Annotated in this window: 18 protein-coding genes; 11 read left to right on the top strand and 7 right to left on the bottom strand. The window is 61.7% G+C overall.

Going from position 1 to position 21,410, the window contains the following annotated elements:
* The first annotated feature begins 9 nt into the window (after window positions 1-9).
* From V8689_RS28615 to V8689_RS28590, 6 genes are all read left to right on the top strand, one after another.
* A complete protein-coding gene (locus V8689_RS28615; RefSeq protein ID WP_056782590.1) occupies window positions 10-936 on the top strand; it encodes a sigma 54-interacting transcriptional regulator in 927 nt (308 codons plus the stop codon).
* A gap of 106 nt (window positions 937-1,042) precedes the next feature.
* The gene (locus V8689_RS28610; protein WP_032894159.1) at window positions 1,043-1,825 is read left to right on the top strand and encodes a MetQ/NlpA family ABC transporter substrate-binding protein; all 783 of its coding nucleotides are present in this window, start codon (window positions 1,043-1,045) and stop codon (window positions 1,823-1,825) included.
* 337 nt (window positions 1,826-2,162) lie between these two features.
* Window positions 2,163-2,828 carry an amino acid ABC transporter permease gene (locus tag V8689_RS28605; RefSeq protein ID WP_003187615.1) on the top strand — a complete coding sequence of 222 codons (666 nt, stop codon included), beginning with the start codon at window positions 2,163-2,165 and terminating at the stop codon, window positions 2,826-2,828.
* On the top strand, window positions 2,809-3,468 hold the full coding sequence (locus V8689_RS28600; RefSeq protein WP_056782591.1) for an amino acid ABC transporter permease: 660 nt from the start codon (window positions 2,809-2,811) through the stop codon (window positions 3,466-3,468). The genes V8689_RS28605 and V8689_RS28600 overlap by 20 nt, the downstream gene beginning before the upstream one ends.
* A complete protein-coding gene (locus V8689_RS28595; RefSeq protein WP_056782592.1) occupies window positions 3,465-4,241 on the top strand; it encodes an amino acid ABC transporter ATP-binding protein in 777 nt (258 codons plus the stop codon). Before V8689_RS28600 ends, V8689_RS28595 begins: the two co-directional genes overlap by 4 nt.
* A complete protein-coding gene (locus V8689_RS28590; RefSeq protein ID WP_003187618.1) occupies window positions 4,238-5,086 on the top strand; it encodes a transporter substrate-binding domain-containing protein in 849 nt (282 codons plus the stop codon). Before V8689_RS28595 ends, V8689_RS28590 begins: the two co-directional genes overlap by 4 nt.
* A 112-nt stretch (window positions 5,087-5,198) precedes the next feature.
* On the opposite strand, the gene V8689_RS28585 is transcribed toward V8689_RS28590, so the two are convergent.
* Window positions 5,199-6,362: an AAA family ATPase gene (locus V8689_RS28585; RefSeq protein ID WP_056782593.1), complete on the bottom strand. Its 1,164-nt coding sequence runs from the start codon at window positions 6,360-6,362 to the stop codon at window positions 5,199-5,201.
* 121 nt (window positions 6,363-6,483) lie between these two features.
* Here V8689_RS28585 and V8689_RS28580 point away from each other — a divergent pair, with 121 nt between their 5' ends.
* The 4 genes from V8689_RS28580 (at window position 6,484) to V8689_RS28565 (ending at window position 14,103) form a co-directional block, all read left to right on the top strand.
* Window positions 6,484-7,566 carry an efflux RND transporter periplasmic adaptor subunit gene (locus tag V8689_RS28580; RefSeq protein ID WP_034125475.1) on the top strand — a complete coding sequence of 361 codons (1,083 nt, stop codon included), beginning with the start codon at window positions 6,484-6,486 and terminating at the stop codon, window positions 7,564-7,566.
* The gene (locus tag V8689_RS28575; protein WP_056782594.1) at window positions 7,563-8,633 is read left to right on the top strand and encodes an efflux RND transporter periplasmic adaptor subunit; all 1,071 of its coding nucleotides are present in this window, start codon (window positions 7,563-7,565) and stop codon (window positions 8,631-8,633) included. Before V8689_RS28580 ends, V8689_RS28575 begins: the two co-directional genes overlap by 4 nt.
* Window positions 8,630-11,695 carry an efflux RND transporter permease subunit gene (locus V8689_RS28570; RefSeq protein WP_032894148.1) on the top strand — a complete coding sequence of 1,022 codons (3,066 nt, stop codon included), beginning with the start codon at window positions 8,630-8,632 and terminating at the stop codon, window positions 11,693-11,695. Before V8689_RS28575 ends, V8689_RS28570 begins: the two co-directional genes overlap by 4 nt.
* A gap of 218 nt (window positions 11,696-11,913) precedes the next feature.
* A complete protein-coding gene (locus V8689_RS28565) occupies window positions 11,914-14,103 on the top strand; it encodes a glycoside hydrolase (protein ID WP_056782595.1) in 2,190 nt (729 codons plus the stop codon).
* 109 nt (window positions 14,104-14,212) lie between these two features.
* Here the strand turns inward: V8689_RS28565 and V8689_RS28560 are convergent, their stop codons facing one another.
* Window positions 14,213-14,839 carry a class I SAM-dependent methyltransferase gene (locus V8689_RS28560; protein WP_056782596.1) on the bottom strand — a complete coding sequence of 209 codons (627 nt, stop codon included), beginning with the start codon at window positions 14,837-14,839 and terminating at the stop codon, window positions 14,213-14,215.
* Between the two features lie 176 nt (window positions 14,840-15,015).
* On the opposite strand from V8689_RS28560, the gene V8689_RS28555 reads away from it, so the two are divergent.
* Window positions 15,016-16,119 (top strand): hypothetical protein, encoded by a 1,104-nt coding sequence (locus tag V8689_RS28555; RefSeq protein ID WP_056782597.1) that lies wholly within the window; start codon window positions 15,016-15,018, stop codon window positions 16,117-16,119.
* Window positions 16,120-16,121: 2 nt separating this feature from the next.
* Here the strand turns inward: V8689_RS28555 and V8689_RS28550 are convergent, their stop codons facing one another.
* The 5 genes from V8689_RS28550 to V8689_RS28530 form a co-directional block, all read right to left on the bottom strand.
* The gene (locus V8689_RS28550; protein WP_003187635.1) at window positions 16,122-16,766 is read right to left on the bottom strand and encodes a methionine ABC transporter permease; all 645 of its coding nucleotides are present in this window, start codon (window positions 16,764-16,766) and stop codon (window positions 16,122-16,124) included.
* The gene (locus V8689_RS28545) at window positions 16,756-17,871 is read right to left on the bottom strand and encodes a methionine ABC transporter ATP-binding protein (RefSeq protein ID WP_056782598.1); all 1,116 of its coding nucleotides are present in this window, start codon (window positions 17,869-17,871) and stop codon (window positions 16,756-16,758) included. Before V8689_RS28545 ends, V8689_RS28550 begins: the two co-directional genes overlap by 11 nt.
* Window positions 17,868-18,683 (bottom strand): MetQ/NlpA family ABC transporter substrate-binding protein, encoded by an 816-nt coding sequence (locus V8689_RS28540; protein ID WP_056782599.1) that lies wholly within the window; start codon window positions 18,681-18,683, stop codon window positions 17,868-17,870. Before V8689_RS28540 ends, V8689_RS28545 begins: the two co-directional genes overlap by 4 nt.
* Before the next feature lie 138 nt (window positions 18,684-18,821).
* On the bottom strand, window positions 18,822-20,180 hold the full coding sequence (locus tag V8689_RS28535) for an LLM class flavin-dependent oxidoreductase (protein ID WP_056782600.1): 1,359 nt from the start codon (window positions 20,178-20,180) through the stop codon (window positions 18,822-18,824).
* The gene (locus V8689_RS28530) at window positions 20,180-21,373 is read right to left on the bottom strand and encodes an SfnB family sulfur acquisition oxidoreductase (protein WP_056782601.1); all 1,194 of its coding nucleotides are present in this window, start codon (window positions 21,371-21,373) and stop codon (window positions 20,180-20,182) included. The genes V8689_RS28535 and V8689_RS28530 overlap by 1 nt, the downstream gene beginning before the upstream one ends.
* Window positions 21,374-21,410: the final 37 nt, after the last annotated feature.

Below are 21,410 nucleotides of genomic sequence, written 5' to 3'. Positions count from 1 at the left end.
GAGCCTGCCATGAGTCTGCATGAAACCTTCGGCCAGCCGCTGCTGACCTTTCCCGATGCCGAAAAAAGCCCGTTAAGCATCCGCGCCAAGGCGCTGGTGTTCGTCGACCCACGTTCACGCCAACTGCGTGAAGAGTTGGAAAGCCTTGCGCCGCGCGCCTTACCCGTCTTGATTCGCGGTGAAACCGGCAGCGGTAAAGAATTGCTGGCGCGGCACATCCACCGTGGCAGTGACCGTACTGGCCTGTTTGTCTCGGTCAACTGTGGCGCCATCAGCCCCACCTATGCCGATGCCGAGTTGTTCGGCTATGCCGCCGGTAGCCACAGTGGTGCGGCGAGCAGCCGGGCGGGATGGTTCGGCTCGGCCAACGGCGGCACCTTGTACCTGGATGAGATTGGCGACTTGCCGCTGCCGATCCAGGTGAAGTTGCTCGCGGCCCTGGAAAACCACGAAGTCACGCGTGTCGGTGCCCACCAGCCGAGCCCGGTGGATGTGCGCCTGGTGGCCGCCACCAGCATCGACCTGGCCCAAGCCGTGGCCGTCGGCAAGTTTCACGAGCGTCTGTTCCATTACTTGAGCGAAGGCCGGCTGGACCTGCCGGCGCTGCGCGAGCGGGTGGGGGATATCTTGTCCCTGGCCGAATATTTCCTCGGCATCTACAGCCAGCGCCTGGACCTGCCGGTGCCGCTGATCAGCGACGCCGCCCAGCAGGTGCTGGAACAACACACTTGGCCGGGCAATACGCGAGAACTGGAAAACGTCATTCACTTTGCCTTGCTGGTGAGCAGCGGCGATGAAATCTTGCCCGAGCATTTGAACTTGCCGGTGGCGGGTTCGCCGCTGGAGCAAGTGCGACGAATTTTTGCCAGCGCCAGCCCAGCCGAGAAGGAATCGGTGCGTAAATTCCTGTATGAGCAAAATGGAATATCAACGTGAATAAAAGATATTGTTCGGGAATAAAAAATCTAGGTATTGTCCTTCCCACGCCGCGATAGCACTTCGCTGGCACCTCACATAAAAACGGTCGTTAGAAGGACATTGCATGAAAAAGGTTCTGTTGTTTACCGCTCTGGCGGCTGCCCTGACTGCCGGCTTCGCCCAGGCCAACGAGAAACTGGTGGTGGCTGCTACGCCGATCCCGCACGCCGAAATCCTCGAGCTGATCAAGCCGACCCTGGCCAAGGAAGGTGTGGACCTGCAGATCAAGGTCTTTACTGACTACGTACAGCCGAACGTGCAAGTTGCTGAGAAACGTCTGGACGCCAACTATTTCCAGACCCTGCCGTACCTGGAAAACTTCAACAAGGGTAAAGGTACCAATCTGGTTACCGTGGTGGGCGTGCACGTTGAACCCTTCGGTGGCTACTCGAAAAAGATCAAGAAAATCGAAGATCTGAAAGACGGCGCCACCGTGGCTATCCCGAACGAAGGCTCCAACAGCGGCCGCGCCCTGTTGCTGCTGCAAAAGGCCGGTGTGATCACCCTTAAAGACCCGACCAACGCCTTGGCCACGCCGAAAGACATCGCCAGCAACCCCAAGAACCTGAAGTTCAAAGAGCTGGAGTCGGCCCTGTTGCCACGGGTGCTGGACCAGGTTGACCTCGATCTGATCAACACCAACTACGCCCTGGAGGCTGGCTTGAACCCGGCCAAGGACGCGTTGATCATCGAAGACGCCAAGTCGCCGTACGTAAACTTCCTGGTGGCGCGGCCGGACAACAAGGACAGCGACGCTATCCAGAAGTTGGCCAAGGCCCTGACCAGTCCGGAAGTCAAAGCTTTCATCGAGAAGAAGTACAACGGCGCGGTGGTGCCAGCGTTCTGATGTAAGCCAAAACCCCTTCAAGGTTTCAACGCCGACGGCTACTACAGCGTCGGCGTTTTTTTGTCTGTGCTCGTTCCCACGCTCCGCGTGGGAACGTCTCCTGAGACGCTCTGCGTCACGACTTTACAGCGGACGCAGAGCGTCCTGGGCTGCATTCCCACGCAGAGCGTGGGAACGATTGAATTGCCGCAGCAGTTAGGTTTTTGAGTGATATCAATATGCTATTTTGGTATTTAAAATTTGCTTTTTATACCTTTAAAGTTCGCGCTAGCTGACGTTATCCACGTCGGCACGGACTGCGCTCGCGGCATTACCCATGCGGCGATATGGACTGCACATGACCTTCGATTTCGCTTTTATCCTCAGTACCCTGCCGGCGTTTCTCAAGGCCGTGGGTGTGACGCTGCAAGTCGGCCTGATCGCCATTGCCACGTCCTTGCTGGTGGCGCTGATCAACGCTGCGCTGCTGGTGTTTCGCACGCCGTACCTGTCGCGCCTGGTGGCGCTCTATGTGGAGCTGGCGCGTAATACGCCGCTGTTGATCCAACTGTTCTTCGTCTACTTCGCGCTGCCGGCCCTGGGTTTCAATATTTCCGGGTTCTGGGCGGCGATTATCACCATGACCTTTCTGGGCGGCGCTTACCTCACCGAAGTGCTGCGTGCCGGTGTGGAAGCGGTGCCGCTGGCGCAGATCGAGTCGGGCAAGTCCATTGGCCTGTCCGATTGGCAACTGCTGCGCCATGTGATTCTGCCCCAGGCCGGTATCCTCAGCCTGCCGGCGTTGTTCGCCAATTTCATTTTCCTGCTCAAGGAAACCACCGTGGTGTCCGCGGTGGCGGTGCCGGAGATTCTCTACACCACCAAGAGCTACATCGCCCTCTACTACAAGACCTACGAAATGCTCGCCGTGCTGACGCTGATTTGCGTGCTGTTGTTCCTGCCGTTGTCGCTGTTGCTCAGCCGCCTGGAAAGGAGGCTCCAGCATGGCCAGTTCGGGTCTTGAGTTGCTCTGGGTGTCGTTGCCGCAACTGGGCAAGGGCGCTGCGCAAACCCTGTCGATTTCGTTTTTGAGCATCGCCTTCAGTACGGTGGGCGGCGTGCTCTACGGCGTGCTGCGCACCTTGAATAACAAGGCGCTCAACGGCGTGCTGCGGGTCTACCTGGAACTGTTCCGCGCCATTCCGGTGCTGGTGTGGTTGTACCTGTTGTTTTTTGGCCTGCCGATTTTCTTCGGCCTGAGCATTCCGAGTTTCTGGTGCGCGGTGCTGGTGCTGTCGTTGTGGGGCGCCAGCGAGGTGGGCGAAGTGGTGCGTGGCGCGCTGCATTCGTTGCCCCGTGGCCAACGCGAAGCGGGCCTGTCGATTGGCCTGTCCGGCCCACAGTTGTACGGCTATGTACTGCTGCCCCAGGCCCTCAAACGCATGACGCCGCCGACCATCAACGTGTACACGCGCATCATCAAGACCAGTTCCCTGGCGGTGCTGATCGGTGTGGTGGATGTGATCAAGGTCGGCCAGCAAATCATAGAGCGCACCTACGAGTCGGTATTGATCTACGGTGCGCTGTTCCTGTTTTTCTTCCTTATCTGCTACCCGTTGTCGGCCGCCTCCAAGGTGCTGGAACGGCGCTGGGCCCAAGCATGAGCGCATTGATCGAGTTCCAGGGTTTCAACAAATTCTTCGGCGAGGCGCAGGTGCTCAAGGGTATCGACCTGAGCGTGCAACGCGGCGAAGTGGTGGTGATCCTCGGCCCTAGCGGCTGTGGCAAAAGCACCTTGCTGCGTTGTTTGAACGGGTTGGAAGTGGCCCACAGCGGCAGTCTGCGGTTTGCAGGCCTTGAGCTGTTGGATAAAACCACCGACTGGCGCCAGGTACGCCAGGACATCGGCATGGTGTTCCAGAGCTACCACCTGTTCCCGCACATGAGCGTGCTCGACAACATCCTGCTCGGCCCGCTCAAAGTGCAAAAACGTGACCCCCGCGAGGCCCGTGAGCAGGCGGAGAACTTGCTGGAACGCGTGGGCCTGGCCGACAAGCGCGACGCCTTCCCGCGCCAGCTTTCCGGCGGCCAGCAACAACGCATCGCTATCGTGCGCTCGTTGTGCATGAACCCCCAGGTCATGCTGTTTGACGAAGTCACCGCGGCCCTCGACCCGGAGATGGTCAAGGAAGTGCTGGAAGTGATCCAGGGCCTGGCCCGCGATGGCATGACCTTGCTGATCGTTACCCACGAAATGGCCTTCGCCCGCGCCGTCGCCGACCGCGTGGTGTTCATGGAGGCCGGTCGCATCCTCGAACACAACACCCCCGAGGCATTCTTTACGAACCCGCAAACCGCACGCGCGCAGCAGTTCCTGGAGAAGTTCTCCTTTGTTTCAACACTGCCCAAAAAGATCAAGGAACTGGAGCTGATATGAAAAAGTTACTGCTGCCACTGTTTGCCGTCGCCTTGCTGGCCGGCTGCGATAAAAAGGCCGAAGAGCCGGTAAAACCCGCGGCTGTGAGCTACATCGACAAAATCAAAGCGCGGGACAAGCTGATTGTCGGCGTGTTTACCGACAAGCCGCCGTTCGGTTTTGTGGACGAAGCCGGTCGTTATGTCGGCTTCGATACTGACATTGGCCGGCAATTCGCCAAAGACCTGTTGGGCGACGAAAACAAGGTGGAATTTGTCGCCGTGGAACCGGCCAGCCGCATTCCCTTCCTGCAAAGCGACAAGGTCGACCTGATCCTCGCCAACATGACCGTGACGCCTGAACGCAAGGAAGCGGTGGACTTCACCAATCCCAACCTGAAAGTCGCGGTGCAGGCCTTGGTGCCGAATGACAGCGCCGTCAAAAGCCTGGATGACCTGGCAACTCGCACGACCATCGTCACCACCGGCACCACCGCCGACATCTGGCTGACCAAGAACCACCCGGACTGGAAGCTGCTCAAGTTCGAGAAGAACTCCGAGTCGCTGCAAGCGCTGTCGGCTGGCCGTGGTGATGCATATGCGCAGGATAATTTGGTGTTGTTCAGCTGGGCCAAGCAGAACCCAGGCTACCGCGTGCTGGAAGAGAAGCTCGGTGATGAAGCACCGATTGCTCCGGCGGTGAAGAAGGGCAATACCGAGCTGCGCGACTGGGTGAATGCGGAGTTGGCGAAGTTGGGCGAGGAGAAGTTTCTGCTCAAGCTTTATGACCAATATGTGCGTAAAGAGCTGAGCGACGACACCAAGCCTGAGAGTGTGATTGTTGAAGGCGGTAAGTGGCAGGGCTGATTGATCACCCCGTCCTTGTAGGAGCGAGCTTGCTCGCGAAGAACGCACAGGCAACGCGGGCTACCAGATAGCGCTGCGTTATCGTTGACGTTTTTCGCGAGCAAGCTCGCTCCTACTCCGGCCAGTGCCAGGCCGGCGCATCCAGCATCCCTTGCCCCACAATCCGCGTTTCCCCCATCACCTTCTCCAACACAATCGAGTTACACCCCTCATCCTGCTGCAACGCCGCAATCAACCGGCTGGCATGGCTCACCACCCACACCTGGCACTGTTTCGACGCCTGGATAATCAAGCGCGCCAGTGCCGGCAACAGGTCCGGGTGCAGGCTGGTCTCCGGCTCGTTCAGCACCATCATGGTCGGTGGCCGTGGGGTCAGCAGCGCGGCGATCAGCAGCAGGTAGCGCAGGGTGCCGTCCGACAGCTCCGCCGCCGACAATGGGCGCAGCAAGCCTTCCTGATAGAACTCAATGGCAAAGCGTCCGCCCTGCAAGGGTTCGATATGCAACCGTGCACCGGGGAAGGCATCACTGACCGCGTGCTGCAACGCCTCGACATCGCCCACTTCGCGAATCGTCTGTAACGCGGCCGCCAAATCCCGACCGTCGTGATGCAGCACCGGGGTGCGCGTGCCTAATTGCGGCTGGCGTACCGGTGCATCCACATCGCTGCGAAAGTGATCATAAAAGCGCCAGCCACGAATGCTTTCGCGCAGCAGCAACACTTCCGGCGAACCGCGCAGGCTGCCCACCTGATCGAACAGGCTGTGATAGTTGGGCGTGTGCTGGGCCAGTACGTCCCAGGCGCGCCCGTCCCGCGCCCGCACCATCGGCCCCGAACGCTGCACCAACAGGCTGGCCGGGCGGTAGAGGGGGCCGGCCCAGATACATTCCTTTTTAATTTCCGGGTCCAGTTTGAACTCGCTGCCGGGAACCGGGATGGGCATGCCCAGGGAGATGGCGTAGCTGAAGTCCTCCCCGGCAAAGCCCAGGCGCAAGCGTTTGACGCCTTGGGCGACCACGGCCTCCACCGGTACTTCGCCATTGCGCATGCGCCGGCTGATGTTTTCTGGTCCGGCCCAGAAGGTGGAATCCAACCCGCCTTCACGGGCCAGCGCATTGATCACCCCGCCCTGGGCGGTTTCGGCCAACAGGCGCAGAGCGCGATACAAGTTGGACTTGCCGCTGCCATTGGGCCCGGTCACCAGGTTCAGCCGGTCCAGGGGCACCACCAATTTGTTGATCGAGCGGTAATTGGCCACCGCGAGGGTTTTAAGCATATGTATTTAGTCAGCATGGGAACCATTGGAGTATGGGATCCTCCATGCAGATAAGGAACCCTGATCTAAGCTCACAGTCGCATACACACTTGCACGTCGGCATCACGCAAAAGGAGCCTGCATGGGCGGTCGCACTTCGACATTTATTTTCAGCCTTGGCCTCCTGGCGCTGCTCAGCGGCTGCGGCCAAGACAAAGCCGAGCCCAAACAGCATTCGCGGGTGTTCGTGCAAACCGTGCAGTCGGCGGATTTCGCCGCGGCGGTCACGCTGACCGGTGATATCCAGGCGCGGGTGCAAACCGATCTGTCCTTTCGCGTGGGCGGCAAGATCATCCAGCGCATGGTCGACGTGGGCGACCGCGTCACCGCCAGGCAAGTCCTGGCCAAGCTCGACCCCAAGGATTTGCAGACCAACGTCGATTCGGCCCAGGCCCAGGTCGTGGCCGAACAGGCGCGGGTCAAGCAGACCGCCGCCGCCTTTGTGCGCCAGGAAAAACTCTTGCCCAAAGGCTATACCAGCCGCAGCGAATATGACGCCGCCCAGGCCGCGCTGCGCAGCAGTCAAAGTGCCCTGGCCGCTGCCCAGGCGCAGTTGGCCAATGCCCGCGAGCAATTGGGCTACACCTCGCTGATTGCCGATGCCCCGGGGATTATTACGGCGCGCCAGGCTGAAGTCGGCCAGGTGGTACAAGCCACCGTGCCGATCTTCAGCCTGGCCCGCGATGGCGAACGTGACGCCGTGTTCAACGTGTATGAGTCCTTGCTGGTGGAGCCGCCGCCCGACGCGCCGATTACGGTGAGCCTGCTGGACAACCCGAGCATCAAGGCCGTGGGCAAAGTGCGCGAAGTCACGCCCGCCGTGGCCGCCAATACCGGCACCGTCCAAGTGAAGATCGCCCTGCAAAGCCTGCCCAAGGGCATGGAGCTGGGCTCGGTGGTGAGTGCCACCGCCAATGGCCCGGCCAAGGCGAGCATCGAGTTGCCTTGGTCGGCCCTGACCAAAGACCTCAACGAGCCAGCCGTATGGCTGGTGGACGGCGAGGGCAAGGCGCAGTTGCACAAGGTCACTGTGGCGCGCTACCTCACCGGCAAAGTGATCATCGGCGAAGGGCTCAAAGGCGGTGAAAAAGTGGTGATAGCCGGTGGGCAATTGTTGCACCCCGGCATGGTCGTCGAGATCGCCCAACCCGGAGCGCAGCCATGAAGCACCTGACGCTGATTGTCGCCGCCAGCCTGTTGCTGATGGCCTGCTCCAAGGAAGAGGCGCCGCCCGAACCCATACGCCCGGTGCTGTCCATGCAAGTGAAGGCCGAAGACCAGGAAAACCTCGGTCGTTTCGCCGGTACCATCCAGGCCCGTTACGAAAGCAACCTGGGTTTCCGTGTGCCCGGCCGCATCGCTCGCCGTGCGGTGGATGTCGGTGCCGAAGTGGAGAAGGGCGCGTTGCTCGCCGTGCTTGACCCCACCGACCAGCAGAACCAATTGCGCGCCGCCCAGGGCGACCTGGCGCGGGTACAGGCGCAGTTCATCAACGCCCAGGCCAACGCTCGGCGGCAACAGGAGTTGTTCAACCGTGGCGTCGGCGCACAGGCCCAATTGGATGTGGCCCAGACCGACTTGAAAACCACCCAGGCGACCCTCGACCAGGCCCGTGCTTCGGTCAACCAGGCCAAGGACCAGCTCAACTACGCCGAACTGCGCACCGACCATGCGGGCATCGTCACCGCCTGGAAGGCCGAGGCCGGCCAGGTGGTCAGCGCCGGCCAGCAGGTGGTGACCCTGGCCCGTCCGGACATCAAGGAAGCGGTGATCGACCTGCCCGCCGGCCTGGCTGAACGCTTGCCTGCCGATGTGGTGTTCCTGGTCGCCGGCCAACTGGACCCGAGCGTGCATACCACCGCCGTGGTGCGCGAGATTGAACCCCAGGCCCAAAGCGCCACGCGCACCCGTCGTGCACGCCTGAGCCTGGCCGAAACCCCAGCCGCGTTCCGCCTGGGCACCGCCATCAGCGTGACCCTGAGCACTGCCATCGCCCCGCGCATCGAGCTGCCCCTGAGCGCCTTGCAGGAAGTCGACGGCAAGACCCGTATCTGGCTGCTCGACACCCAGAGCCAGACCGTACAACCCCGCGAGGTCACGGTCATCAGCCGTGATGCCCACAGCGCCTTGCTCAATGGCAGCGTCAAACCCGGCGAGCGCATTGTCACCGCCGGCGTGAACAGCCTGAAACCCGGGCAAAAAGTCAAAATCGACGAGGACAGCCCGCGATGAAAGGGAGCTTCAACTTATCCGACTGGGCCCTCAAGCATCAGTCCTTCGTCTGGTACCTGATGTTCGTCGCGCTGCTGATGGGCGTGTTCTCGTACATGAACCTGGGCCGTGAAGAAGACCCCTCGTTCACCATCAAGACCATGGTGATCCAGACCCGCTGGCCGGGCGCGACCCAGGAAGAAACCCTCAAGCAGGTCACCGACCGCATCGAGAAAAAACTCGAGGAACTCGACTCCCTCGACTACGTGAAGAGCTACACCCGGCCCGGCGAGTCCACGGTGTTCGTGTTCCTCAAGGACACCACCAGCGCCAAGGCCATTCCGGAAATCTGGTACCAGGTTCGCAAGAAGATCGACGACATCCGCGGCACCTTCCCCCAGGGTTTGCAGGGGCCGTCGTTCAACGATGAATTCGGTGACGTGTTCGGCTCGGTGTATGCCTTTACCGGCGATGGCCTGTCGATGCGTCAGCTGCGTGATTACGTGGAGCAGGTGCGCGCCGAAATCCGTTCGGTACCGGGGCTGGGCAAGGTCGAAATGATCGGCCAGCAGGACGAAGTGATCTACCTGAATTTCTCCACGCGCAAACTCGCGGCCCTGGGGATTGATCAGCGCCAGGTCGTGCAAAGCCTGCAATCGCAGAATGCGGTAACGCCGGCCGGGGTGATCGAGGCTGGGCCGGAACGCATCTCCGTGCGCACCTCCGGGCAGTTCGCCTCCGAGAAAGACCTGGCCAACGTCAACCTGCGCCTCAATGACCGTTTCTACCGGCTGGCGGATATTGCCGACATCAGCCGTGGTTATGTGGACCCGGCGCGGCCGATGTTCCGCTTCAACGGCAAACCGGCGATTGGTTTGGCCATCGCCATGCAGAAGGGCGGCAATATCCAGTCGTTCGGCAAGGCGCTGCACGGGCGCATGGACGAGCTGACCGCCGACCTGCCGGTGGGCGTTGGCGTGCACAAGGTCTCCGACCAGGCCGAAGTGGTGGAGGAGGCCGTCGGCGGCTTCACCAGCGCACTGTTCGAGGCGGTGATCATCGTGCTGGTGGTGAGCTTTATCAGCCTCGGCATGCGCGCCGGGTTGGTGGTGGCGTGCTCGATCCCGTTGGTGCTGGCGCTGGTATTTGTGTTCATGGAATACAGCGGCATCACCATGCAGCGCGTGTCGCTGGGCGCGTTGATCATCGCACTCGGCCTGTTGGTGGATGACGCGATGATCACCGTGGAGATGATGATCACGCGCCTGGAAAAAGGCGAAACCAAGGAACAGGCGGCGACTTACGCCTATACCTCCACGGCGTTCCCGATGCTCACCGGCACGCTGGTGACCGTGGCCGGCTTCGTGCCGATTGGCCTCAACGCCAGTTCGGCGGGCGAGTACACCTTTACCTTGTTCGCGGTGATTGCCGTGGCGATGCTGGTGTCGTGGGTGGTGGCGGTGCTGTTTGCGCCGGTGATCGGCGTGCATATCCTCAGCGCCAATGTGAAACCGCACAACGCCGAGCCGGGGCGCATTGGCCGTGCCTTCAATGGCGGCATGCTGTGGGCCATGCGCAATCGCTGGTGGGCGATTGGCATCACCGTGGCGCTGTTCGTGGCCTCGGTGTTCTCCATGCAGTTTGTGCAGAACCAGTTCTTCCCGTCGTCGGACCGCCCGGAAATCCTCGTCGACCTGAACCTGCCGCAAAACGCCTCGATCAACGAGACGCGCAAGGCCGTTGATCGCCTTGAAGCGATCATCAAGGACGATCCGGACATCGCCCGTTGGAGTACCTATATCGGTCAGGGCGCGATTCGTTTCTACCTGCCGCTGGACCAGCAGTTGGAAAACCCCTACTACGCGCAGTTAGTGATTGTGAGCAAGGGCCTGGAAGAGCGTGGTGCCCTGATCGCCCGCCTGCAACAGCGCCTGCGCGACGATTTTGTCGGCATCGGCAGCTACGTGCAGCCGCTGGAAATGGGCCCGCCGGTCGGGCGGCCGATCCAGTACCGCGTGTCTGGCAAAGACATCGACCAGGTGCGCAAGCACGCCATTGAACTGGCGACCTTGCTCGACCAGAACACCCACCTGGGCGAGATCATCTACGACTGGAACGAGCCGGGCAAAGTGCTGCGGGTGGACATCGCCCAGGACAAGGCGCGGCAACTGGGGCTGTCGTCGGAAGACGTGGCGCAGTTGATGAACAGCGTGGTCAGCGGCGCCGCAGTGACTCAGGTGCACGACGATATCTACCTGATCAACGTGGTCGGCCGCGCCGAAGATGCCGAGCGGGGCACCCCGGAAACCTTGCAGAACCTGCAGATCGTCACGCCCAACGGCACCTCGATTCCACTGCTGGCGTTCGCCACCGTGCGTTACGAGCTGGAGCAGCCGCTGGTGTGGCGTCGCGACCGCAAGCCGACCATCACGATCAAGGCCGCCGTGCGCGATGAAATGCAGCCGACCGACCTGGTCAAGCAGTTGGCGCCGACCATCGAGAAATTCAGCGAAGGCTTGCCGGTGGGCTACAAAGTCGCCACCGGCGGTACCGTGGAGGAGAGCGGCAAGGCCCAGGGGCCTATCGCCAAGGTGGTGCCGTTGATGCTGTTCCTGATGGCCACCTTCCTGATGATCCAGTTGCACAGCGTGCAGAAGATGTTCCTGGTGGCGAGCGTCGCGCCACTGGGGCTGATCGGCGTGGTGCTGGCGTTGATCCCCACGGGAACGCCCATGGGCTTTGTGGCGATCCTGGGGATCCTGGCGCTGATTGGCATCATCATCCGCAACTCGGTGATTCTGGTCACACAGATCCACGAGTACGAAGAGGCCGGCTACACGCCGTGGGATGCGGTGGTGGAAGCCACCGAGCACCGGCGCCGGCCGATCCTGCTGACTGCTGCGGCGGCGAGCCTGGGCATGATCCCGATTGCGCGAGAAGTATTCTGGGGGCCGATGGCTTACGCGATGATTGGTGGGATCATCATTGCGACGTTGCTGACGTTGCTGTTTCTACCGGCGCTGTATGTGGCCTGGTACAAAATCCGCGAGCCGAAACAGGAGCATCAGCCACAACAGGATTAATTCTGTAGGAGCGAGCTTGCTCGCGAAAAACGTCAACGATAACGCGTGCTTCCTGAGTAAACGCGGCGCCTGTGAGTTTTTCGCGAGCAAGCTCGCTCCTACAAAAGAGCCTTAACTGACTGAGGCTGTGTGAAGCTTCTGAAAAATCCCCATGTCGCCCTGGCTGACCCTTGCATGTTGTACCCTCTGGTCCTCATTCCAAACCCAGGTCGATCCTCATGCAGTGCCTGCGTCTAACCTTGCTGTTTTGCGCGTTGCTCCTTGCTCCGCCTGCCTTCGCCGCCACCGTACTGGAAAACGCCTTATGGCGCGTCGAACTCGACCCCGCCACTCTGGCGCTGCGTGTGACACCCGCTGGCCAAGCCTCGGTGCAGGCCTCCAGCGGTGTGGCTGCGCATGCCGTCAGCCATTTGCAAAACACCCCCGACCAGGCCACTTGGCAATGGGACAACGGCGCCTATCGCCTGAGCGCCCGCCTGCAACAGCGCGACCTGGCCCTGACCATCAACGCCCGCGAGCCCGGTGAACTGGCCCTGCTGCGCCAGCCTGCCGAGGCCATGGGGCGAGGGTTGATCTGGCCTTTGGCCGAGGGGCATTACGTGCCTGCCGGCAATGCCATCTGGAAGGCGTTTCTGCTGGAGCGGGGTGAGCTCAATACCACCCAGGACCTTAGCCTGCCGCTGTGGGGCGTGGATCACGCTGGCTTCACCTTGAACTGGCTATTGACCAACCCCTACAACAACCGCCTGCAATGGCAAGCCGACGGCAACGGCCTGGCCCTCTCGGCGTCCCATGAGTTCACCCCGCTGGCGCCCGACGCGCCGATGACGCTGCGCCTGTACCTGGGCGATGCCGACCCGTTGGCTGGTGCCAAGCGCTACCGCCAGTGGCTGGTGGAGCAGGGCCGCTATGAACCGTTGGCGGACAAACTGCGGCAAACGCCCGAAGCCCAGAAACTGCTGGGCGCCAGCCATGTATACCTCTGGGACAACGGCCTGCTGGCTTTGGGCGATGTACGTGATTGGCCAACACTGATCAAACGGCTGCGCAGCCATGAACTCAAGACGCTGATGGACAAAGAGAGCGCACAGCTGCTGGCGAAGCCCACTGCATTGAATCGCTATGAGCAAACCGTGCTGCTGCGCGGCCTCAACGCGGCGATCAACACCAAGGCCCGGCAGGCCTGGCAAGTGCAAGATCCAGACATGACCCGCCTTGCCGCCCGCTATGGTGAGCTGCGCAGTGAACTGGCCGTCGACTTTGCGGGGGCCTTGAGTGACAGCCCGCAAACCTGGGGCAGTAGCACCATTCAAACCCTGCGCGACGCCGGGCTTGAGCGTCTGCTGCTGACCTTGGGCGAAGGTTGGGAGGGTGGCCTCTGGCATCCCGAGGCGATCCGCGCCGGGGTGGAAGCCGGTTTTCTGATGGCGCCTTACGACTCCTATGAAACGGCCCTGTCCGCCACGGAAAACCCTGATTGGACCACTGCCCACCTGGGCGCCAAGGCCTATCGCGACTGCGCGATCGTGCTGAAAGACGGCAAGCTGAAAACCGGTTTCCAGAAGTCCGGTCACTACACCGACCCACGTTGCGTGCGGCCGCTGCTGGAGGCGCGGGTGAAGGCGGTACAAGCCAAGGCTGGTTTCAATGCCTGGTTTCTCGATGCCTACGCCACCAGCATGCTGTTCGACAGCTACCGCAGCAACGCCAGCATGACCCAGGCACAAAACGCCGAAGGCAATATCGACGCCTCCCGCTGGATCAACACCGTGCCTAAGTTGGTCACCGGCTCCGAAGACGGCAACGCGATCACCGCCCAGGGCATCCTGTTCGCCCACGGCATGCAGACCCCAGTGATCGGTTGGGGCGACCGCGAGATGACCCAGGACCCGCAGTCGCCGTACTTCGTCGGCAACTGGTACCCAACAGAGCAACCGGCGGTGTTCTTCAAATCAGTGCCGTTGAAGGAGCCGTTTCGCACGGTGTATTTCGAGCCGACGATGCGCCTGCCGTTATACCAGGCGGTGTTCCATGGCTCGGTGATCACCACCCATCATTGGCTGTTCGACAGCCTCAAACTGAGCAATGTGCAGGGCGACAATGAACTGACCCAACTGCTCTACAACGTGCCGCCGCTGTACCACCTCAGTGCGGCGACGCTCAAGGCGCGGCTGCCGATTATTCAGCGCCAGGACGGTTTTTTCCGGCCGTTGCACCAGCGCTTGGCGACCCAGGCGATGACTGATTTTCGCTGGCTGAGCGCAGACAAGCAGGTGCAGCAAACCACCTTTGCTGATGGGACGCGGCTGGTGGCGAATTTCTCGACGGTGGAGAAAGAGGGGTATGCCGGGCGCAGTGTGACGGTGCTGGTGGAGGGTAAGAAGGCGGTGGTGTATCAGGTGAAATAGCGCTGCCCGTTAAGGCGCCATCGCGGGCAAGCCCGGCTCCCACAGTGAAATGCATTCCAAAGGTGGGAGCTGGCTTGCCTGCGATGAGGCCGGAACAGGCGATGCAGCACTAAACTTTACGCCACACACTCGCCAACCAAGGCTGCTGTTCCCGCGGCAACCCGGCAGGCCGGTAGTAATGCTCCAGCTCTTCAAACCCGGCCTCGGTCAGCAAGGCCTGCCACGCCTGCAGGTCGTGATAAGACCCATACCGCGGCCCATTCCAGCCCTCTTGGTTCTCGCCCCGAGGGTTGGAGCTGAACAGCACGCCTCCAGGTTTCAACGCTCCGTGCAGCTCTTTGAGCACGCGCGGCAGTTCCTGCTTGGGAATATGAAACAGCACCGCATTGGCAAACACCCCGCCAAAGCGCGCAGCGGGCAGGTCCAGCTTGAGAAAGTCCTGCTGCAACACTTCACAGCCGCTGTCTTCGCGGGCCATCTGCGCAAAACGCTCGGAGCCATCCAGGCCCACGGCGATATGCCCCATGCGCGTAAACGTCTGCAAATCCCGCCCTGGCCCGCAGCCGAAATCCAGCACGGTAAACGGCGGCGTGCCCTGGATATGCCGCAGCAGCGCGTCGATGTTCTGGCTCACATCGTGATCGCGGGTGCCTTCACGGAAGTCTTCGGCCACCTTGTTGTAATGGCCCAGGGTGGTGGCGGTGATCTGGTTGAGGTCGTCGGGAGCAAGTTTCATGGCATGGCGCACGGCTGCGGCTGAGGTAGCGGGACTATACCCCGGCCCACTCTTGAGTTGAAAACCGTGTATCCGCTGTAGGGCGCTTCATGGCGTTCGCAGTGTGCGCATCCGACAGACCGCCACGGGAAATTATGGGTAAGATTCGGCCCTCATTTGCAGAGGGTTATACATCCATGGAAGAGGAAAAACGTTCACCCGTTGGCAACGACACCGCGCCGAATAAGGTCGACCAATACGCCACGAGATTGAGCAATGGGCTGTTGTGGCTCAATGAGCGTGCCTGGCCGCTTACGGTGGGGATTCTCTCGGTGGCAGGCCTGTACCTGTACCAGTACATCCAGATGGAAAAGGTGCCGCTGAGTATCTTGTCGGCGTCGGCGTTTACCGCATTGCCGGCGATGTTCGCCATGTTGGTATTTGTGATCGGCATGATGGGCGCGTCGATCCTGGTGCCCACGTTCATCTTGTTCACGCGTCTGAACGGCACCGGTGTGCGCCTGAGTGATCAACTCAATCTCAGCCCGCAGTCGCCGCAAGAGACGGCCCAGCACCGACGGTTACTGGGGCATTGGGCGGCCAGCCTGTTGGTGATGTTTGTGTTCTGGATGTCCGCCGTATACCTGTCCGTGAACGCCGAAAGTGGGCTGTTGCTGACGCTCAGTTGGATCGTGGCGATCATGGCGTCGGTGGTGGCCTATGTCGGCATCATCATTCGCGCCCGGCCCGCCCATGTTGCCCTGCGTGAGTTGTCCGGCGAGTTCTGGCTGGCCAGTGCTGGCGCCGGGGCTATTCAAATGGTGGTCATTCTGATGGTGACGGTGCCGGTCTCCCGCGCCTTCAGCGAGTACTCCGACAGCGCCGTGTTCTTTGCGCCGTTCATGGCCGCCGAAATGGCTGTGCTGTTTCTGATCCAGGGGAGCGCCGCCTGCCTGGTGGTGCGCATGCGCGTTCAGAAAAACCCGGTGGCGTTCGCCTCATTGGTGGCCTTTGCCCTCATCGTTTTACTCGGGCTGATCCCGGCGAGCGGGGCGAAGTTGGGCGGCCTGCCGCTGCAAGGCTCCGCTTCGGGAGGGCGCGTCTGTACGTTGATGACCTGGGCGGCAGAGGCCAAGGTTCCCGGCGTGCTGGTAGACGCCGACAACCCCAAGCGCAGCGTGAAACTGCGGGTGATGGCCGACTCGGATGGCAGCTACATCGTGCGGCCCTGGCAGGCCAAGGAAAAAACCATCACCTTTGTGCCCCGCGCCAGCGTTGCCCAGCTGGATGAGTGCCCGTGACGTCAGCGCTTGTTCAATACCCGCGCCAACCGGTCCCCGCTTAGTTGGATCACCGCCACCAGCACCACCAGCAGCACGATCACCGTGAGCATGATCTGTGTATCGAAGCGCTGGTAGCCGTAGCGGTAGGCAATATCGCCCAGGCCACCGGCACCAATCGCCCCGGCCATGGCCGATGAGTTGATCATGGTCACCAGGGTGATGGTGAAGCCGCCGACGATGCCGGGCAGCGCCTCGGGCAACAGCACGTGCCAGATGATGTGCCAGCGGCGGCAACCCATGGCCTGCGCGGCTTCGATCAGGCCATGGTCGACCTCGCGCAGGCTCACTTCGGCGATGCGCGCAAAGAACGGCGTGGCGGCGATGGTCAGCGGTACCACTGCCGCCCAGACGCCATAGGTGGTGCCGACGATCAGGCGCGTGAACGGGATCAGCGCCACCATCAGGATCAGGAACGGAATAGAGCGGAACAGATTCACGAACGCTCCCAGCACGCGGTTAAGGGCCGGTGCCTGGTAGATGCCGCCCTTGTCACTGGTGACCAGGAAGACCGCCAGCGGAATGCCCACCAGCAGCGCGATCAGCGACGACACTCCCACCATCAACAAGGTGTCGATGGCGCCCTGCACTAAACGATCAAACCACATAGCCCAGCACCTCCACCTGTTGTGCCCAATTGGCCGCACGTTTGCGCAGTTCTTCGCCGTTGTGCGGCGATGCATTCACTGCCAGCAGCAGTTGCCCCAAGGCATGCCCCTGGATGCGTTCCACGCCGCCCTGCAGCAAGCGCACGCGGCCACCGAGGGCGCTGAACAGCGCCGCCAGGTCTGGCTCCAGGGTGTCGCTGCCGGTGAACTGCAAGCGCAGCACCAGCGCGGCGTCGGCCGAGGCGGGCGTGGGTTGCAGGCGGCTTTTCAACTCTGGCGGCAAGCCGTGTTGCAGGGGGGCGAGCAGGGTCTTGCTGACCTCATGTTGCGGATCGCCAAACACCCGCCATACCGGGCCTTGCTCGACGATACGCCCGTGTTCCAATACCACCACGCGGTCGCAGATGTCGCGGATCACCGCCATCTCATGGGTGATCAGCACGATGGTCAGGCCCAGGCGCTGGTTGATTTCGCGCAGCAGGCCGAGGATCGACTGGGTGGTTTCCGGGTCGAGGGCCGAGGTGGCTTCGTCACACAGCAGAATCTCGGGGTCGTGCACCAGCGCGCGGGCGATGCCGACGCGTTGTTTTTGCCCGCCAGACAGTTGCGCCGGGTACGCCTTGTGTTTGTCTTGCAGGCCTACCAGCTCCAGCAGTTGATGCACCTTTCGCGCCCGTTGCGCCTGGGGCACACCGGCGACCTTGAGCGGCAACTCGACGTTCTGCCACACGGTCTTGGCCGACATCAGGTTGAAGTGCTGGAAGATCATGCCGATGCGTCGGCGCAGCGCCACCAGGTGGTCTTCATCGAACCCGCTGATGTCCACCTGGTCGATCAGTACCCGCCCGCTGCTGGGTTGTTCCAGGCGGTTGATGGTGCGAATCAGCGATGACTTGCCGGCGCCGCTGCGGCCAATGATGCCGAACACTTCGCCGCGCTGGATCGCCAGGTCAATGCCTTGCAGCGCATGCACCGTGCCGTCATAGGTTTTGCCCAGGTTGATGAACCGCACATGGGCGCGGTTCAAGTCCGGGTGCAGTTCAGTCTGTTCGGCGTGGCTGGGCGCGTGTTCCAGGTCGCGTAAGCTGGCGTTGGCGGCACTCATGGTTTAGCTTCCCAGCCGACCTGGTAGAGCTTGCCCAGGGACTTGTCCAGGGCAGCGCGCACCACTGGCGAGTGCTGGTAGATATCGACGAACTTGATCACCCGTGGGTCGGTTTTGCTCTTGGGCTGGATCACGAACTGAATCACGTATTCCGGGTGGTCGAGGCCGTCGAACAACAGCGCCGACTCGGCATCGAAGGTCTTGGACAGGCGGATATACGCGGGGTAGCCCTGCACCAGATCGGCGTCGTCATACGCGCGCACCAGTTGCACGGCTTCCACTTGCAGGATCTTGATGTTTTTCGGGTTGGCGATGATGTCTTCTTCGGTGGCCTTGTAGCCCACGCCCGGCTTGAGGGTGATCAGCCCGGCCTTGGCCAGCAGTTGCAGGCCGCGACCGCTGTTGATCGGGTCGTTGGCAATCGCCACGCTGGCACCTTCGGGCAGCTCGTTGAAGCTCTTGTACTTTTTCGAATACAGCCCGACGTTGTTGATGATGCCTGGCGCGTACGGCACCAGGTCAAACCCGGCGGCGGCCTTGGCGTTTTCCAGGAAGGGGATGTGCTGAAAGTAGTTCACGTCGATATCGCCGGCGGCGAGGCTGACGTTGGGCGCGATCCAGTCGGTGAACTCTACCAGTTCGACCTTCAGGCCCTGCTTGCCGGCTTCTTCTACGGCGGCTTCCAGCGGAATGGCAAACGCCGCGGTGGTGCCGATTTTCAGCGGAGCGTCGGCGGCAAATACCGCCGAGCTGAATAAGCCAAGGGCCAGGGCCAGTGCTTTGACTGGGTTGTTTAAGCATGTCTTTTTCATAGTGGTTTTCCAGTCATAAGGTCTTAGGTAGCGAGATCGTTCCCACGCTCCGCGTGGTAATGCAGCCAGGGACGCTCCGCGTCCCAAAAGCGAACGCAGAGCGTCCAGGAGGCATTCCCACGCGGAGCGTGGGAACGATCAAACAATGTGGCGGTAGGTAGAGCCGGTGTGTTGCTTGGGTAAGCGGGCCGTGTCGTGGAAGACTTTTTCCCGCAGCGTTCCCTGCGCATATTCCGTCTTGTACGAGCCCCGTCGTTGTAGCTCCGGTATCACCAGCTCAATGAAATCCACATAGCTCTCCGGCGTCACAATGCGCGTCAGGTTGAAACCATCCAGCCCCGTTTCGCTGATCCAGGATTCCAGCTCATCGGCCACCTGTTCAGGCGAGCCCACCAGGGTGATATAGCGCCCGCCCAGGGCGTGCTGGTCGAGCAATTTGCGCCGGGTCCAGTCGTTGTTCTGCAGGTTCTGGGTGGCGGACTGGATCGCGTTGCTCTTGACGTACTGGATCGGTTCGTCCAGCCCGTATTGGGCAAAATCAATCCCGGTCGAGGCCGAGAAATGCGCCACGCCGGCTTCCGCGCTGGCGTAGCTCAGGTACTCGGCGTGCTTGGCCCACGCCAGCGCTTCGGTGGCGCCCACGATCACGTTGAGGCCCATGAACACCTTGATGTCATCCGAGTTGCGCCCAGCCTCCACCGCGCTGGCGCGCACCTTGTCCACCTGGCGCTTGGTCGCGGGTTTGTTCTGCCCGCTGATAAACACGCACTCGGCATGCTGCCCGGCGAACAGCAAGCCACGCTCGGAACTGCCGGCCTGGAACAGCACCGGCGTGCGCTGCGGCGAAGGCTCGCACAGGTGATAACCCTCCACCTGATAGAACTCGCCGTGGTGCGCAACCTTGTGCACCTTGCCCGGTTGCGCATACACCCGCGCCTGGCGATCGTTGCGCACCGCGTCGTCTTCCCAGCTGCCTTCCCAGAGCTTGTACAACACCTGCAGGTATTCATCGGCCTGGTCGTAGCGCCGGTCATGCTCGACCTGTTCGGTGAGGCCCATGGCCTTGGCGGCGCTGTCGAGGTAGCCGGTGACAATGTTCCAACCCACCCGGCCGCGGGTCAGGTGATCCAGCGTCGACATGCGCCGGGCGAACAGGTATGGCGGCTCGTAGGTGAGGTTGGCGGTAAGGCCGAAGCCCAAGTGCTGGGTGACAGCGGCCATCGCCGACACCAGCAGCAGCGGGTCGTTGACCGGTAACTGGATCGACTCCTTGAGCGGCACGTCGATGGAGTCCTGGTACACGTCATACACGCCGACGATATCGGCGATGAACAAACCGTCGAACAGCCCGCGCTCCAGGATTTGCGCCAGTTCAGTCCAGTATTCGAGGGTGTTGTAGTGGGTCGACGTGTCCCGTGGGTGGGTCCACAAACCGTGGTTGATATGCCCGATGCAGTTCATGTTGAAGGCATTGAGCAGGATCTTTTTTTTGCTCATCAGATGGTCCCCCGCAGCGGCGGGTTTTCATCGTTGAGGTAGTAGTTGCCAACCGCATGGTATTTCCAGCGCACCGGGTCGTGCAGGGTGTGCACCCGGGCGTTGCGCCAGTGGCGGTCCAGGCCGTGTTCGGCCAGGGTCGCCTGGCTGCCAGCCAGTTCGAACAGGGTGCTGCCGGCCGCCAGGGAGATTTCGGTGCTCAGGGCGCGTACTTCGGCAACGGCGATGGAGGCTGCGGCGACGGTCTGGGCATTGCTGTCGGCCTGGGCGCGGTCGAGGAATTCACCTGCGCGCTCCAGCAAGGCTTCGGCGGCGTGCAGGCGGCTGCTCAATTGGCCGAAGCTCTTGAGTGTCAACGGGTCTTCGGTGGCCTTGTCGTTGCCGGCGTCGATCCACGGGCGGGTCTTGGTGCGCACAAAATGCAAGGCGTCCTCAAAGGCCGCACGGGCGATGCCGGTGTCGATGGCCGCATGGAGGATCTGCGCCAGCGGGCCAACGGTGGTCGGGCGTTCGAAGGCGCTCTGGAACGGCACCACGTCTTGCGCTGCGACCCACACGTTGTCGAACACCACCGAGCCGCTGCCGGTGGTGCGCTGGCCGAAGCCGCTCCAGTCGTCGATCACCGTCAGGCCCGCGCCGTCACGTGGCACGAAGGCCAGTTGCTGCACGCCGTTTGCATCCACCACTGAGGTGGGGATGCGCTGGGCGTAGATCGCTCCCGTGGAGTAGAACTTGCGCCCGCTGATGCGAAAACCATCGCCGTCGCGGCTGAGGCTGGTGATGCGGTCGTGGGCGGTCTTGGTGCCCAGTTCCGCCAAGGCGTTGCCAAAGCGTTGGCCGGCCAGTACTTCGGCGTACAGGCGTTGCTGCTGTTCGGGGCTACCGTTCACCCGCAGTACTTCGAGGGCATAGAAATGGTTTTGCGGAATCTGGCCCAACGAGCCATCGGCCTGGGCGATCAGTGCGATGACCTTGGCCAGGGTGACGTTGGACACGCCCGCGCCGCCGTAGGCCTTGGGCACGCTGATGCCCCACAGGCCAGAGCGGGAGAACACGTCCAGCTCGGGCAATGGCAGGCGGCGTTCGCGGTCGCGTTGAGCGCTGTCGCGGCGCAGGTCTTCAGCAAGGTCGCTGGCGACGATAAGCGCTTGTTCGTCGTTGGTGATGACCGCGACGGGGTGAGAAAGGGTCATGAGTTTCTCCAGAAGCTCGTGGAAAAGTGTTCTGGTT

The sequence above is a fragment of the Pseudomonas sp. AK181 genome (assembly GCF_051122975.1).
Taxonomy (GTDB): Bacteria; Pseudomonadota; Gammaproteobacteria; order Pseudomonadales; family Pseudomonadaceae; genus Aquipseudomonas; species Aquipseudomonas lactis.
Note: the sequence above shows the minus strand (reverse complement) of the source record. Positions and strands in the feature narration are given on the sequence as shown.

Coding starts and splice junctions, on each gene's coding strand:
- V8689_RS28615 (WP_056782590.1), top strand. CDS start 10: ATGAGTCTGCATGAAACCTTCGGCCAGCCGCTGCTGACCTTTCCCGAT.
- V8689_RS28610 (WP_032894159.1), top strand. CDS start 1,043: ATGAAAAAGGTTCTGTTGTTTACCGCTCTGGCGGCTGCCCTGACTGCC.
- V8689_RS28605 (WP_003187615.1), top strand. CDS start 2,163: ATGACCTTCGATTTCGCTTTTATCCTCAGTACCCTGCCGGCGTTTCTC.
- V8689_RS28600 (WP_056782591.1), top strand. CDS start 2,809: ATGGCCAGTTCGGGTCTTGAGTTGCTCTGGGTGTCGTTGCCGCAACTG.
- V8689_RS28595 (WP_056782592.1), top strand. CDS start 3,465: ATGAGCGCATTGATCGAGTTCCAGGGTTTCAACAAATTCTTCGGCGAG.
- V8689_RS28590 (WP_003187618.1), top strand. CDS start 4,238: ATGAAAAAGTTACTGCTGCCACTGTTTGCCGTCGCCTTGCTGGCCGGC.
- V8689_RS28585 (WP_056782593.1), bottom strand. CDS start 6,362: ATGCTTAAAACCCTCGCGGTGGCCAATTACCGCTCGATCAACAAATTG.
- V8689_RS28580 (WP_034125475.1), top strand. CDS start 6,484: ATGGGCGGTCGCACTTCGACATTTATTTTCAGCCTTGGCCTCCTGGCG.
- V8689_RS28575 (WP_056782594.1), top strand. CDS start 7,563: ATGAAGCACCTGACGCTGATTGTCGCCGCCAGCCTGTTGCTGATGGCC.
- V8689_RS28570 (WP_032894148.1), top strand. CDS start 8,630: ATGAAAGGGAGCTTCAACTTATCCGACTGGGCCCTCAAGCATCAGTCC.
- V8689_RS28565 (WP_056782595.1), top strand. CDS start 11,914: ATGCAGTGCCTGCGTCTAACCTTGCTGTTTTGCGCGTTGCTCCTTGCT.
- V8689_RS28560 (WP_056782596.1), bottom strand. CDS start 14,839: ATGAAACTTGCTCCCGACGACCTCAACCAGATCACCGCCACCACCCTG.
- V8689_RS28555 (WP_056782597.1), top strand. CDS start 15,016: ATGGAAGAGGAAAAACGTTCACCCGTTGGCAACGACACCGCGCCGAAT.
- V8689_RS28550 (WP_003187635.1), bottom strand. CDS start 16,766: ATGTGGTTTGATCGTTTAGTGCAGGGCGCCATCGACACCTTGTTGATG.
- V8689_RS28545 (WP_056782598.1), bottom strand. CDS start 17,871: ATGAGTGCCGCCAACGCCAGCTTACGCGACCTGGAACACGCGCCCAGC.
- V8689_RS28540 (WP_056782599.1), bottom strand. CDS start 18,683: ATGAAAAAGACATGCTTAAACAACCCAGTCAAAGCACTGGCCCTGGCC.
- V8689_RS28535 (WP_056782600.1), bottom strand. CDS start 20,180: ATGAGCAAAAAAAAGATCCTGCTCAATGCCTTCAACATGAACTGCATC.
- V8689_RS28530 (WP_056782601.1), bottom strand. CDS start 21,373: ATGACCCTTTCTCACCCCGTCGCGGTCATCACCAACGACGAACAAGCG.